13 protein-coding genes and 2 tRNA genes are annotated in these 13,523 nt (G+C 41.6%); 7 read left to right on the top strand and 8 right to left on the bottom strand.

The features are described 5' to 3' along the window. The first annotated feature begins 552 nt into the window (after positions 1-552). Both dnaA and PV783_RS05925 read left to right on the top strand, forming a co-directional pair. Positions 553-1,986 carry a chromosomal replication initiator protein DnaA gene (gene dnaA, locus PV783_RS05920; protein ID WP_079469646.1) on the top strand — a complete coding sequence of 478 codons (1,434 nt, stop codon included), beginning with the start codon at positions 553-555 and terminating at the stop codon, positions 1,984-1,986. 193 nt (positions 1,987-2,179) lie between these two features. Then, positions 2,180-2,268: transfer RNA gene (locus PV783_RS05925), tRNA-Ser, on the top strand. 177 nt (positions 2,269-2,445) lie between these two features. Here the strand turns inward: PV783_RS05925 and PV783_RS05930 are convergent. Continuing rightward, positions 2,446-3,777: a tetratricopeptide repeat protein gene (locus tag PV783_RS05930; RefSeq protein ID WP_420987386.1), complete on the bottom strand. Its 1,332-nt coding sequence runs from the start codon at positions 3,775-3,777 to the stop codon at positions 2,446-2,448. A gap of 680 nt (positions 3,778-4,457) precedes the next feature. Here PV783_RS05930 and PV783_RS05935 point away from each other — a divergent pair. Continuing rightward, positions 4,458-5,270 (top strand): retropepsin-like aspartic protease, encoded by an 813-nt coding sequence (locus PV783_RS05935; protein WP_420987387.1) that lies wholly within the window; start codon positions 4,458-4,460, stop codon positions 5,268-5,270. Between the two features lie 149 nt (positions 5,271-5,419). Here the strand turns inward: PV783_RS05935 and PV783_RS05940 are convergent, their stop codons facing one another. From PV783_RS05940 to PV783_RS05950, 3 genes are all read right to left on the bottom strand, one after another. Beyond that, complete coding sequence (locus PV783_RS05940) at positions 5,420-6,097, bottom strand: DUF2625 domain-containing protein (protein WP_420987388.1); 678 nt, start codon at positions 6,095-6,097, stop codon at positions 5,420-5,422. A 298-nt stretch (positions 6,098-6,395) separates the two neighbouring features. Continuing rightward, positions 6,396-6,911, bottom strand: coding sequence for a cupin domain-containing protein (locus PV783_RS05945; protein WP_079469641.1), 516 nt, complete (start codon positions 6,909-6,911; stop codon positions 6,396-6,398). Positions 6,912-6,992: 81 nt separating this feature from the next. After that, on the bottom strand, positions 6,993-7,679 hold the full coding sequence (locus PV783_RS05950; RefSeq protein WP_420987389.1) for a chromate transporter: 687 nt from the start codon (positions 7,677-7,679) through the stop codon (positions 6,993-6,995). A gap of 173 nt (positions 7,680-7,852) precedes the next feature. Between PV783_RS05950 and PV783_RS05955 the strand changes: the two genes are divergently transcribed. The 3 genes from PV783_RS05955 (at position 7,853) to PV783_RS05965 (ending at position 8,827) form a co-directional block, all read left to right on the top strand. Beyond that, positions 7,853-7,926: transfer RNA gene (locus tag PV783_RS05955), tRNA-Pro, on the top strand. A 54-nt stretch (positions 7,927-7,980) separates the two neighbouring features. Continuing rightward, entirely contained in the window at positions 7,981-8,181 is a 201-nt protein-coding gene (locus PV783_RS05960) for a GIY-YIG nuclease family protein (protein WP_420987390.1), read from the top strand. Between the two features lie 103 nt (positions 8,182-8,284). After that, a complete protein-coding gene (locus tag PV783_RS05965; protein WP_420987391.1) occupies positions 8,285-8,827 on the top strand; it encodes a hypothetical protein in 543 nt (180 codons plus the stop codon). 106 nt (positions 8,828-8,933) lie between these two features. On the opposite strand, the gene PV783_RS05970 is transcribed toward PV783_RS05965, so the two are convergent. From PV783_RS05970 to PV783_RS05985, 4 genes are all read right to left on the bottom strand, one after another. Further along, entirely contained in the window at positions 8,934-9,917 is a 984-nt protein-coding gene (locus PV783_RS05970) for an NAD-dependent epimerase/dehydratase family protein (protein WP_420987392.1), read from the bottom strand. Between the two features lie 273 nt (positions 9,918-10,190). Further along, the gene (locus PV783_RS05975) at positions 10,191-11,087 is read right to left on the bottom strand and encodes a winged helix-turn-helix domain-containing protein (RefSeq protein ID WP_420987393.1); all 897 of its coding nucleotides are present in this window, start codon (positions 11,085-11,087) and stop codon (positions 10,191-10,193) included. Between the two features lie 223 nt (positions 11,088-11,310). Continuing rightward, on the bottom strand, positions 11,311-11,769 hold the full coding sequence (locus tag PV783_RS05980) for a nuclear transport factor 2 family protein (RefSeq protein ID WP_420987394.1): 459 nt from the start codon (positions 11,767-11,769) through the stop codon (positions 11,311-11,313). 135 nt (positions 11,770-11,904) lie between these two features. After that, positions 11,905-12,414: a GNAT family N-acetyltransferase gene (locus PV783_RS05985; protein WP_420987395.1), complete on the bottom strand. Its 510-nt coding sequence runs from the start codon at positions 12,412-12,414 to the stop codon at positions 11,905-11,907. A 153-nt stretch (positions 12,415-12,567) separates the two neighbouring features. Between PV783_RS05985 and PV783_RS05990 the strand changes: the two genes are divergently transcribed. Next, complete coding sequence (locus PV783_RS05990) at positions 12,568-13,446, top strand: MBL fold metallo-hydrolase (protein ID WP_111576922.1); 879 nt, start codon at positions 12,568-12,570, stop codon at positions 13,444-13,446. The last annotated feature ends 77 nt before the right edge of the window (positions 13,447-13,523 follow it).

Here is a 13,523-nt window from a genome sequence, read left to right on the forward strand (position 1 = left end):
AGAAAAATTATTTTAAATTCAGAAGGGTCAAAGATAAGGTATTCGGCTTAGTGCGGACAAATATTTTTTATTAATCCGGTGCGCGCGGATATAAATAAATACTTTCATAATTACTATCCCCTAATACATTTTTTTAAATGGAGATACTAACATAGTTTTGCACCCTCTCCCGAAAAAGTGTGAATATCTCATGACTTATCAGTGAACGTTTTTTTTTGAGAGAAAGGATACAATATTATTTTATCAATTATATATCCATATTTATGATAAAAAGGAGAATGAAGAAGATAAAGGTGCTGTTAATCAATGGGGTTTATAGTAGTGAAAACCTTGTCACGTCTGGGCTGTAAAGCCACAGCAGTAGTGGAAAAAGGAGTTTTGGTACTCTGTAATCAGGAGAATATAAACAAGGGTAGATAAATTTTTTTTTTCAACATTTTCTACAGATATTCGTCGTCCTGTCTGAAAATTTTTCAACTTCCTGCGTTGGGGAATTTCGAATTCGAGAACTAAGCATCCTTAATTAAGAAACAACTAATTTTTTTTATCTCAATGAATAAAACTTGCGAACAAGTTTGGGAAAAGTGTCTTAATATAATTAGGGATATAGTAGAATGGCAGCCGTTTAAGACATGGTTTGAACCTATTAAACCCATTAAACTTGAAAACAATGTTTTAACCATCCAGGTCCCCAGCCAATTCTTTTATGAATACCTTGAGGAGCACTATGTGGGATTGTTAGGAAAAACCATCAAGAGAGAATTAGGTAAAGAAGCCCGGTTGGAGTATCGCATTGTAGTAGAGAACGGTACGCCACATCAGCATCCCAGAACAGTAAACATGCCCACGCAGTTTACCAAACCTCAGAAAGACAATGAAGTAGATTTTCCTTTAACGATTCACAACCCGGTTAAGAATCCCTTTGTTATTCCGGGTATAAAAAGGGTACAGATTGACTCGCAGCTAAATCCAAATTATACGTTTGATGCGTATGTAGAAGGAGACAGTAACCGTGTAGCAAGACGTGCAGGTAAAACAGTGGCTGAAAAGCCCGGTGGCACCTCTTTTAACCCGCTGGTAATATATGGTGGGGTAGGTTTGGGAAAAACGCATCTTGCGCAGGCAGTAGGCAATGATGTAAAACGTATACATCCTAACAAAGCGGTGTTATATGTAAGTGCAGAGAAATTCATTAACCAGTTTATAGATCATTCCAAAAACAATATCATCAACGACTTTATCCACTTCTACCAGTTGATAGATGTGTTGATTGTAGATGATATCCAGTTCTTTGCCCGCGCAGAGAAAACACAGGACGCCTTCTTCGCTATCTTTAACCACCTGCATCAATCCGGCAAGCAGCTGATCTTAACGTCTGATAAGGCGCCTAAAGATCTGGATGGAGTACAGGAAAGATTACTGAGCCGCTTCCGCTGGGGACTGAGCGCTGATATCCAGATTCCCGATTTTGAAACCCGGATGGAAATCCTGGAGATGAAGATGCGGAACGATGGATTGGAAATGCCGAAAGAAGTAGTGAAGTATGTAGCCTATAATATCCAGACAAACGTACGTGAACTGGAAGGTGCATTAATTTCCCTGCTGGCACAATCGTCGCTGAACCGTAAGGAAATAGACCTGGAACTGGCGAAGCGCGTATTGAAGTCTTTCGTAAAAACATCTTCCAAAGAAATTACGATCGAGAGTATCCAGAAAATGGTTTGCGAATATTTTGATGTGCCTTATGATAAGCTGTTGCAAAAAACACGTAAGCGTGAAATTGTACAGGCCCGGCAAATCACCATGTATCTTGCAAAATCATTTACTAAAAACTCCCTGAAAACAATCGGTGAACATTTTGGTGGACGGGATCATACCACCGTTATCCACAGCTGTCAGACAGTAAAAGACCTGATGGATACTGATAACAACTTCCGTGACAGTGTAATTGAATTACAACAGAAAGTACAACTGGCGGCCATGTAAGCCCGCCTTAGCCCTGATAACCTATTTTAAAAAGCCGTGCAGCAACTGCACGGCTTTTTTATGTACAGCCTTACGGGTATTGGGTTTCGGGCGATTTTTTGGAGTAAGAGGCAAGTTTTTTTGTAAAAAAGTGAATTTGCTTTTGGAGAATATAAAACTTTTCCTATTTTTGCAACCCCTTCAGGGAAATAATGGAGAGATGCCTGAGTGGCCGAAAGGAACGGTTTGCTAAACCGTCATACGGGTTAAACTGTATCGAGGGTTCGAATCCCTCTCTCTCCGCAAACTAAAAAGCCTTCAAGTCATTGGACTTGAAGGCTTTTTAGTTGCCCAAAGATCTTTAACAGGCCAGCTACCAAAGGTGCTCCCGCTGTAGCGGCTGCCGTACTTTTCCGTCCGAAGTCATTCCTCCAAAATTTGCGGGAATGTTTGTTAGAAGTGCAATAATCATCGTATCTGTTAACTGAAGTAAGAACCCGGAACAGGGCTCTCAATCATAAAATTGTAACGCTTATCGCCCGATGAATTTCCAATACCTTTCAAATATTCTTTGTGTTCCAAATAAAACTCTAAATGTTCATTAATGTCGTCTGGCTCTTGCCTGATGTTAAAAATGGCCATTGCTATTTCCTCTGTTGAACGGTCGTCTGGTGCAATTTTTTCAATTTTTCCACTTTCTACATCCGTTATTCTCATTCCACCACCACTCCAGGGAAAACTATAAGTTTGTGTCATAAAGCCTATGATGTCAGGGTTAACCATAGTGTTGTCAAGCCAACTGTGATTAGCTGAAAAAACAACTTGATTGTTGTTAATTTTGTTTAGTTGCCCGTAATCTTGAAAATATGAACTGTCAGCCGAAACAATTAAGCAATCCTGATTTAGCTTTGTTGGATCATACAGCCCAAAACCAATTCCGAGCTCTTTTGCTAAAACCCGTCCGACAATGTCAGAATCTCTATCAGGAAGTGAAACAACAGATAGAAATGAAATTGAAAGTTTGCTGGCAAATTGTTTTACTTTATTAGCCAGTTTTTTAATAGACTCATAAGAGCCCCAACTTGCAACATATCGCCCACCTGCTACATAATCTTCATTGTCATCAAAGTAGTCAAGCACAACACCACCGTATTGAATGAACTGCCAATCACGGATATGAGTTTGGATGTCTTTAACTGAATTGAAGCGCTGTAAAGTTTCTTGAAGCTCCGCAACTTTCATTCTGGGAATTATAACATCTTCTTGATTTGGTTGTTGGTCAAGAAAAACCTGAAGATTATTTACAGACTGTTGAACACCGTCTATTTTCTTGTCAAGTATTTTGCACTTGTTTAAGAAGTACAAATTCCAAAAGTCGTTTGCATTAAAGTTAACTAAAACGTCTATGGCTTTGTTTATCTGAAATCGTCTTGCATAACAAATTGCAAGGTCGTGATGCGCTTCTGAATTATGAGGATTAAGTTGGATTGTTTTTTCATAAAACACTTGAGCTAAATCATAATGTCCAACACTGAAATAAAAATTACCTAAGCTATTGTAAGCACTTGAGTCATTTTGATTTTTACAAACTGCTGCAAAAAGTTTTTGTTCATCACTTGCGTTGAGTTTACCTAAGCTGTCAGAGGCAAGCTGGTAAAGTAGTTTGTAGTTTACATCTTTTCTAAAGCCCCAGGTTAAAGTCCGCAGACATTCTTGAAACTCACCGTTGTCAAAATGTTTCTTAGCCTTTTGCAAATCCTCCTTTGCTGGAGAGTTGTCGTCCTGTTTTTTAAAAAGGTCAAATAGTCCCATACTTATTTTTTTGTCGGCTGATCTTAGTACAGACTTGCGTAACACGCAAGTCTGTACTGTTGCCGAATAAAGATATGAAGATTAAAATATATTCGTTAAGCTGCCTGAATTTAAGTGCTAAAAAGCGTGTCTTTTCCAAAATTCTACAACTACACGTGAACCCGCTATCCACGAAACGCATCGGAGGCAAACTCGCAACACGGCCTCTATTTGTTGCTTCCTGCTTATGGAACGCTATCTCCTTTTCATGGAAACGTAACCAAACATTAATACCCGGATTTCCAATTAATTTCACTAATAAATGTCTGAATTTCAGATAAATCATCTGCAAACGGGTTCGAACCTTGTCTCTTATAGCCCGCAAGCTGAAAGCCTTTAGATCATAGATCTAAAGGCTTTCAGCTTGCGATTGAATTTGCAGTCATGTCTTAAATATCGACAACCAAATCAGGATATAACCACTTGCCGATATCAGATTTTAAACGATTTTTATTCCTTAGCTTTGCTGATAAACGATTACTTCTTTACAACGTAGACCACCCTACGCTACCAACATGAAAAAATTTAATTCACTACCATCTCCTGCTCCGTTGAAGAAACTATTATTTATAGTGTTTCTTATGTTTATTGCATCCCATATTTGGGGGCAATCGCAGCCAATAACAACTATCCCCTTTACGTTGGAAAAGAACTGTATCTACATTTATTGCAAGGTAAATGAGAAGGATAGTATCCGGTTTTTGTTTGATACCGGTGCAAATGGGTCGGTAATCAATGGTCGATCCCTTAAAAAGGCAGGGCTTAAAATAAGCGGGCAATCGCAGAACAAAGGCTCAAACGGTACCAACACGGTGGATCAGAGCAATAACAATACCGTGTCATTTGGATCATTGACGAGGAAGGCAATTGTTTTGACTGTTATTCCTTATGACACCGATATTTTTGACGGGGTATTTGGAACAGATCTGATGAAGGGCAATATCATTGAAATTGACTACAACAAGAATGAGATCCGGTTTTATCAGGAAAACGATCAACACCTGGATTTTTCCTCGTATGAAAAAATGAAACTGAAGCTGGTGGATAACTACCCGGCGGTAAAATGTAGTTTTATCGCAAATGGAGTGAAATACACCGGTCTGTTTGGTCTGGATAGCGGAGCCGATGATGTATTGACCATTGCTTCTCCCTATGCCAGAACCAATCAATTGGCAGCGAAAATGAAGAAGATAGGCGGTGCATCCTTCCAGGGATCAGATGGTTCAACATATGAAATGCCCATTGTCCTCTGTCCGGCTATTGAATTTTCCGGTAAGTTTCTATATAACATTCCAATCTCGCTCTCCGGCTCAACGGAGGGGATTGATGCTACACAAAAAATGGCTGGCTTCTTTGGGAACAATTTCTTAAAGCGGTTCAACACTATCATAGACCTGAAAAACGAATTGATCTATTTCAAGTTGAATAGTCATCTCTACACCACATTTCATTAGATTATACAGCTAAGGAGTGACTAACCCCACTAAGAGAATTTAAGCGACAGTAGGGAAATTTCTAAGCCTTCAGATAGAATCCGGAGGCTTTTTTGTTTTGGGGAAGCTTGATTGTCTTGATTAATTTAAGGGAGAGGAGAAACGGTTTTTTATTTGTCTGCTCCAAGTTGCTTTCTCATGTCAAGGTTAAAATCATATTGTTCTTCAACCGAAATAGCTTTCCGGGAGTTTTTATTAATGTCTTTTCCTTCCTTCGTCCAAAGAAAAGGATAAAAGTTGAAAACTTTATCACCGTCTAACTTTGAAACTTCGTTTCGCCAATTCGTCCACCTGCTGCCTTCATAAAATTTATCTAAATCGTTGTTGAAGCAGAAATCTAAGAATTGGGTATAGCTAAGGTTAAGTGGTTCATACTCTAAATTGTCTGGCGAAAAATAATAGACCTTTCCTAAATCCTCGCCAAGCCCACCACCATTTAGAAGATAGAAACCTCCAATAGCATCATCCGCAATTAACAGAAATGATGGACTTTCGCCGAATTCGTTAAAGGATTTTCCCTTATTCCAATCAGGAAGTGTCCGATTAATTTTTGCACTGCCTGAACCAAGAATTCTAATCCAACCATCATCTATCAACAGTCCACCTGTCATGTAAATAATTGCCCCCATTGGGGAACGCGTTGTCACTTGTGTTTTATACAATGCGTCTTTTGCTTTTGACGTGTCAACCGGCAAAATCTCAACTTTGTTTTTAGCAGATTTAATCCACTCATCTACCAGTATCCACCCTGGGTCTGTTTTGTTGATTAGTTCTTCAACCTGTCTCATTTTATTTTGTGCTGTTGTTGATAACGTGTACAAGGTCAACAAAACTATTATTAGATGTCGTATCATAATCTTTGTCTGGAAAAATAGCGGCTATTACTTCTCTGATACTTCTCCGATACTTCTTGGATACTTAGGACTCGTCTATGTGTCGTATTCCCTATATAGTCCCCATACAGTCCCTATACAGTCCCTATACTGTTCCCATACACTCACCATACACTCATGATACACTTCCCATACACTCCCTATACACTATGCCCCCTGAAAAAGCGCTCCGAAGTTATCAAGTCGCAGGTAATTACTCCTTCGCAGATTTGGTAAAGTAATCGGGCGGATACATCTTTTGTCCATACTTTTCAGCAAGATCCTGCATTTTTTTCTTCATAGCATCGTCTATTACCGGTGGTGGCAAAAACTCGCCTTCGGCAACGGGTACTCCAAGTTCCAGGAACATTTCTTCAAGGCCGGAAGGGACTACTACGCACAGCAACTTCGCCATGTTGCCGGACTTGTTCTTGAAACCATGCACAATACCACCCCTGGGGATTACAATATATGCGCCTTGCCCCGCGGTATAGATACCGTCTTCCGACTGCACTTCCACCTCACCTTCCACTACATAAAAAGATTCCTGGAAACCGGCATGGGCATGAGGACCAGGGCCACCGCCCGGTGGCACCAGCATTTCGATGGTGGCGAACTCACCATCCGTTTCTTTCCCGGATATAAGTATGCGGTAGTTGCCGCCAGCCACAGAAAGGCTTTGTCCCTGGTGGGCGCCTGAGGTAATCACGGGTTTCTTTGCTGTTTCCATTTTTGCAGTTTGAAGATGACTACCTGAATTTACAAAATAAAGCATGGTATACTAACTTCAAATATTTATAATTTATACCCTTTAGGGTATAAAAATCACTTCATTCCCCAAATTATACCCTAAAGGGTATAACAAATAATGAAGTAATCCGTACAACACGCTTAACCCGATCAGGTATAAGATATTCATCCTGAACTTCAACATCAGCACAAGCGAAACGGATATCCATACCGGCGCCAGGATATCCGGATGGCTGAATAAAATGCCACCCGGGAAAGTCACATCTTTCCCGAGATATAAAGTAAGGTTGAGTATCACTCCCACTACTGCGGCGGTAATTAACCCAGGAATGCCTTCGATGATTTCAATGCCGTGCGTTTTCTCAATCAGCGGGGCGCCGGCGAAAATCATCAGGAAACAGGGCAAAAAGGTAAAATAAGTGGTAGCGAGTAGCCCGGCTGCACCCATCCATAAAGAGCCGCCAAAATGGTTATAACCGGCCATAAAACCCACAAATGATAATACGATGATGAGCGGGCCGGGTGTTGTTTCCGCCAGTGCAAATCCATCGATCATCTGCAATTTACTGAGCCAGTGCAGTTTGGTAACGCTGTAGTGCGCTACATAAGGCAGCACGGTATAGGAGCCGCCTACCGTTACAAATGCGGTTTGTGTAAAGAATAACCCCATGTTTTTCCAGAAAGTAAAATCGCTGCGGCGAAATCTATCTCCATTAACCTGCTGAATATAGTCTTTTAGGAATCGCAATAGGCGTAGTGTAATGTAGTGTGGCGGGGCGTTTTGAGAGATTTTCATCTTTTTGCTAAAAAAAATTTGTTTTTATGTTAAACATTTTCCTACATTTGCACTCCGCAATTGAAGCAAAGGTATGGCCACAAGGGCAGCCGTTGATGCTGAAGAAGCGGACTAAGAAGGGATTTCGGGGCGTAGCGTAGCCCGGTATCGCGCCTGCTTTGGGAGCAGGAGGTCGCAGGTTCGAATCCTGCCGCCCCGACTTAGAAAACTAAAAGCCTCACAGTATACTGTGGGGCTTTTTAATTGTTTGTATATGCCCCACTATTTTTGCATACTTCAAAGCGAAACAACAAAGCAATATTATGTAGGAGAATCGGTGGACGTTGCAGCACGGCTCCTTAAACATAATGCAAAATCCACCACAAGTACAAAGACACGGGGGTTCCTCTTCTTTATACCTGGCAATGAAAATTTTGCCACAATATACAGGGTTACGGATAGCAAAATTTTTTAGCATCAAAGAATAATTCGTATTTTATCTTATCAATACAATTGAAGACTTAGAACCTAAAGAACAGTTTTACTACCAAAACTACTCCCCTTTCTATAAACAACGTATGGAAACAATAATCATTGCAGAACGCAAGGGAAAATATGTAGCAGATTTGATCATTTTTGCCATATTATTGACAGGAGCGTTGGTTTCTCTAATTTCAGATTCACCACCACTACTACCCATGCTTTTTCTAGTCTCATTAATCATTCCTTTAATTGGAATAGTGAAATATTTATGGGATGTGCCATCAAAAATGGAACTATCAAAAGATGAGCTGGTCATATACTATGGCAGAAGCATTTTAGAAGATGTAGCTTCTGGAGGCAGCTTTACTTTTCCAACAATTGTAAAACTTAAATGGGAAAACATCTCCAACTTCGATATAGAATCCTTTACGTACCACATTCGAGATAATGGCGGTGACAGGGGAGCCATCACAACGAACTATAAGTATCTTATCATAACCGGTAATAATATAGACAACCTGAATCCAATTACCAACCAGAGATATACAGTCGTGTTAAATCACTTTGAAAAGACACCTGAAGAAATTCTGGCTATTTGTAAACAATTTCAAAAGGAATGTTCTTGTTACAATAACTAATACGATTATGAGCCTCCATTTTGTGCAGGAACAGGTTAAGGACTTCTTTTATTTAAAGGAAGAAATTGAGCATGAAATTGCTGGCGAAAAAAAAAGAAGATACTGATTAGCTGATGGGATAGGGGCCATCCGTAAAGCTCTCTGCATGGTATCCTTTTGAGCCGGTTAATTGGGCAAGCGGGCTGCGTAAACTTCCTCCTGTGTTTATACGTGCTACTACGTAAGCGAAATCATATGCAGGTTCCCAACCCAGGTCTTTCCTCGCTTTCTCATTTACATATACCCGGTCTATGCTTTGGTGCATCTTCCATCCGCGATGGCTATACGCTGTTGCATAAGCTGGTACGGTGCGCAGTACTACCCCGGGTGCATTGCGGCGCAGGTCATGCAGATCTGTCGGGCGGAACGGTGTAGTAGCGCTGATGATATAAACGCCCCATCCGATGGAGGAAGCCTTTTCTGCCGCCAGCAAATGTGCGTTTACCGCGTCTTCCAGCTCTACCCTGCGAAACAGGAACTCGTTGGCCTTCAGGTTCTCGTCCTGAAAGGTTTCCCGCATATGTTTGTCGTCGTCTTTTTCAGGAAAGAAACGGGAAGTGCGAAGTACTATGCAGGGCAGGCCGAAATTTCTGTAGAAGAGCTGGCAAAGGTCTTCCGCTGCTTTTTTGGTGACCCCGTAAATATTCTTGGGCTGTGGCTGCACTTCCTCCGTAATCCAGGCTGCAGGCGCTCCGGGAGGCGGCACTAATGCATCCCCAAAAACACTGGTCGTGCTGGTGAAAACAAAACGCTGCACGCCAGCAGCCACTGCTTCCTGCAGGAGGTTAAGTGTGCCGGTAATATTGGTATCTATGAATTGCTGCATAGTATGCGTGGCCACATGGGGCTTATGCAGCGTGGCTGCATGTAAAACTGTGGTTACCCCTTTCATACAATCTCTGACGAAGGAGCGGTCCGTAATGGAGCCTACATTAGTAGTAAATGCAGACGGCTGGATATCCAACCCGATTACTTCAGTAGAATGTTGTCTTAATGTGCGTACCAGCGCCTCTCCAAGATGCCCGGCGCTGCCAGTTACCAAAACTTTCATGTTCTCTATTTTTATAGGAATGCTACAAAATCGGAAAAAAATCCCGCTCCGGGCAGGACAATTGTCCCGCCAGTATTCCCTGAAAATACAAGAACTGCATCCCTTCCCGGGCTCCCGCATAACATGTATGCTCCGTGCGCTGTTATCACCGATGCAGGGCTTTTTTATTTGCAATTCCCGGTTAACGGAAACTCTTAAACAGTGAAGTATTCAATTGTTTGTAAGATGGATCACTTTGTTAAATAAGATCAGTTTTGGGCGGGAAGATGCTTTTTAAGTGTTAATCTCAAGCTTATACCCTTTGCCGCGTATAACAACAATTTTGGTATTCGGATCGAATTCCAGTTTTTTTCTAAGTTTTGATATGAACATATCCAGGCTGCGCCCCACAATAACACCTTCATCTTCCCATATCTCTTTTTGCAGCCGGCTTCTTTCTATAGTCTCGTTAGGAGACATTGCGAAAATGAGCAGTACACGGGTTTCTGTTCCGGTTAGCTCTATTGTCTTTTCATTTATTGTCAGCTGCTGCTTCTCTGCATCGAACAACACCGAGCCCAAAGTAAATATCCTGGCATCCTGACTCTTAGGTAAGGCTCTCCGTGGCTTAGGCTTAACAGATCTCAAAAAAACAAAACCAGCAAATGCTAAAAATGGCAGGCTGCCCAGAAGATATACATTCTTCGCAGTATTTATACCTGTAGGTTTGAATTTAACATTGATCATGTAACATGCTTTGGGTTGATCTCTGCCCCTGCATGCTATAATGTCATCTTTTGTATTTTTGGATATAGCGTAGCCATAGGCAACGCTGGAGTTACTACAATTCAGAACGTTAACAACATAGTCACGTGCGAGCGGGTCTTTGGCCAACAAGCGGCGGGTAGTATTCACCAGGGAGTCTGGTCGAAAGGTGAAATTCTTCTCAAACCTGATCTGGTATTCATTTTCAGCGACCTTTTTTACCGGGAGCACTCTTGATGTACTGTCGCCCGACTGTAAGAGCACTTCATGTCCGATCCTGCGAAGCAAAACTTCCCTCCTGGCGATATCAAAGTCGTCACCGCCGCTCATACTGAAAGCCACGAAAATTACCGTGATAAGCGAGAGTAATATAAATCCGAACAGGTATCTGCGTTTTCCGGACAGGAGGTTTCGGACGTCAGGCATAAGATTGAAATTTATTTACAAAGGTTACATTTCTTCTATTTACAATCCTGATTACTAAGGCTGAAAGATATCAAAGTAATTTCACTGTATCAACTTTGATATGATATGAAAAACAAAAAAAACGTTCTATACAGCCTGATTATCCAGCCGGCGGAACGCCCCGACTTAGACAAGAGCCTTACAGTTTACTGTAAGGCTCTTGTCTGTACCTATCATAAATCAGCTACTCTACTTTAATAATAGTTGCCTGTCGCGCTACCATCTGCCAGCCATCTTTCCCTGTCATCCAGATATTCGTGTAGCGTCTTGTAACAGTTTTACCTGCATGATCGCTTGCTCCCTGGGGTTTAATAACTTCATAGCCCATTACAATGGCGATGTTTTCAGTAAAGGTTATTTTTTCAATAACTCTTTCAAAGGACGCATAATTGAGTTTGCCGGCTCTTAAACTGGCCTTTGCAGTCTCAACAGTTCCTACCCTGTTTGCCGGTGTATTTATCACTATGTTGGGCGACCAGAACTTGTTGAACAACGCAGTGGTATCGCCTTTTAATACAGCTTCCCGCTCAAGGTTATCCAGGTTCTTTATGACCGCTTCATCGGTTTGCCGGGCTAGGGCAATATTGAATGTCAACGCAGAAAGAAGTATTACTACGAGTACGTGGTATGCTATCTGTTTCATATTTGGGGATTTAAAAGTGAAAGAGACAGTCTGATGTAGCTATTGGGGAAATCTATCTAACCTAAAATTAAATAAAATTATTCACATAGCTCATCACGTACGCTGAAACGCTATTACCTTGCCCGGCCACCGTATTTACAGCATTATTTCAAACAGGCTGGAGGTGCCTTCTTTGTAATGCGCAGGTAATTCGTTACTTGCCATCGGCGCTACGATGCCCAGATAATTAAAGCCACAGCTTACATAATAGTTATTCAGCTTATCATTACCGCTGCCGGTATCCATCCTGATATAGTTTTTCCCGGTACTTACTGCATATTCCCTGGCCCATTGTACAATATGCTTTACATAGCCGTTGCCTCTGAAATCCGGGTGGGTGGCGATACGGTGAATATAAATGGCCGGGTCTTTATCCTTTTCTTTCCAGATAAACGGATCCTGGAACGTAATAGAAAAGATGCAGGCAATCCGGTCATCTTCCAGTATTTTCCACAATCTTTTTTCGCGGATGTCTGTTTCAATCAATGCCCGGTCAAACCCCTGCCAGTGTTTCTGTGCTATTTTCTTCTGAAGTTGTGTGCCGGCTTCGTAAAGACTAAAAATAACATCGATATCTTCCGGCGTGCTGTTAATTATCTGCATCATAGAACAAATATTGAGACCGTAAAATTCAGCTATAAAATGTAAATAAAACAGATTCAGTTTTGTTTATTTTAACCATATCAGATTTGTTGTTGTGCTTAGCAGTGGAGAGTCTGTGAAATATATTTATCTTTATAGAATAACTAAGAACCGCTGATGAAGCTAACGATATCAGGCTACTCTACTGCCTTGTTTTCCACCTGGTACTTCCTCGAAGAACTGGGTATTTTAATGGATGCAGGAGATGGATTAACGGCAGCGCTTTTGCAAAAAAGCAGGAAGATTAATTATGTATTCATTTCTCATGCAGACAGGGATCATTTAACCGGCCTGTTGCAACTGAACCAGCTGAATGCGCGCGCAGGATTGCCGGTGATCTGTTATCCCAGGGACAGCAGTTCTTTTCCGGCGATGGAAGAATTTTCAAAAAGATTTGATCCTCATATTGCAGGTACCCAATGGCGGGCAGTGGCGCCGGGTGATGAAATATGGGTGAAAGACGATATAGTGGTTATTCCTGTGCGTAATGAACATGTAACTACCGGTGAGCATATCATCCGGAGCCTGAGTTATAAGGTAATGCAGGTGAAACAGAAAGTGAAGCCTGAACTCGCCGCGCTACCACCAGAAACGATCCGGCAAATCATCATGGATCAGGGAAAAGAAAGTACCACCATGGAGGTAAGAACCAACCTGGTGGGTTATTCCGGCGATACGCCTGTGCAGGACCTGGAACGCTGGGACGGATCTGATATCCTGATCCATGAAGCCACTTTTTTAGCCAGCGAGGGAGATATGAAGATAGTAGCCCACAAAAATAAGCACAGCAAGCTGGAAGAGGTAATGGATATGGTAAGCCGTATCCGCGTAAAACAGCTGATCCTGGGGCATTTCTCCTCAAGGTACAGTGCAGAACTCATTGACCGGAGCATTAAACAACTGTGCGATAAATACGGCATCAGTATCCCCGTTTTCCGTTTGTTACCCGGACTAACGGTAAGGGATATACTTTCCGGCACACCGGTCAATAAATAAAGATTCCTGTTGTTTTTTTTCAGAAGGATTTGTTTTTGTGGATATTTATTTCCTACATTTGCATCCCGCTACACAGC

Origin of the sequence: Chitinophaga sp. CC14 (assembly GCF_048957795.1) — a bacterium.
Lineage (GTDB): Bacteria > Bacteroidota > Bacteroidia > Chitinophagales > Chitinophagaceae > Chitinophaga > Chitinophaga ginsengisegetis.